The sequence below is a fragment of the Collinsella sp. CLA-ER-H4 genome (assembly GCF_040092395.1).
Taxonomy (GTDB): Bacteria; Actinomycetota; Coriobacteriia; order Coriobacteriales; family Coriobacteriaceae; genus Collinsella.
The window spans coordinates 1-732 of sequence record NZ_JBBNLQ010000033.1; the positions used below are offsets into that span (position 1 = coordinate 1).

The 732-nt window shown below is 70.5% G+C and carries 1 protein-coding gene; it reads left to right on the forward strand.

The features are described from left to right. The coding region (locus tag AAAX34_RS09425) for a DDE-type integrase/transposase/recombinase (protein ID WP_349111075.1) at window positions 1-696 on the forward strand (696 nt) is incomplete at its 5' end. Between the last annotated feature and the right edge of the window lie 36 nt (window positions 697-732).

Sequence of the window (732 nt, forward strand, 5' to 3'; positions counted from 1 at the left end):
CCCGGGGACGCCGAGAGCCCCGTCGTCGCGCCCGAGAAGGTCGTGCGCCGGATCATGCGCGAGGAGGGCCTGGTCGCCCGCAAGGCGGCGCAGATGCGCCGGAGGGCGAGGTACCGCAGCTACCGGGGCGAGCTCGCGGAGCGCCCGGCCAACGTCCCACTGCGCGCGGACGGGACGCACGACTTCCGCGCGCCCGCGCCCGGCCTGCTCGTGGTCACCGACGTCACGGAGTTCAGGCTCGACGGGTACAGGGCGTACCTGTCGCCCGCGATCGACTGCTTCGACGGGTGGCCGATCTGCTGGAGGGTCTCGGTCCACGCCGACTCCGACCTGATGGTCGGCATGCTCAGGGACCTGGTGGGGATAGTCGGGCCGACCGAGGACCGGCCGCTCACGGTGCACACCGACGGCGGCGCCGTCTACATGGGGCGCGAGTGGCGCGAGGCGTGCGGCCCCGGGGTGGTGCGCTCGATGTCGAGGAGGGCCCGGAGCCCCGACAACGCGCGCGCCGAGGGGTTCTTCGGCACGCTCAAGTGCGACTTCTTCGAGGGCAGGGACTGGACCGGCGTGCCGTTCGACGAGTTCTCCCGCCTGCTCGGCGAATATATCGAGTGGTACAGGGACGGCAAGCTCAAGAAGGACCTAGGATGGAAGACCATTAGGGAGTATCGCGAGGAGAGGGGCCATGCGGCATAGCGCCGGGACATGGTCCGGAAAAACGTCCGAGGTCCC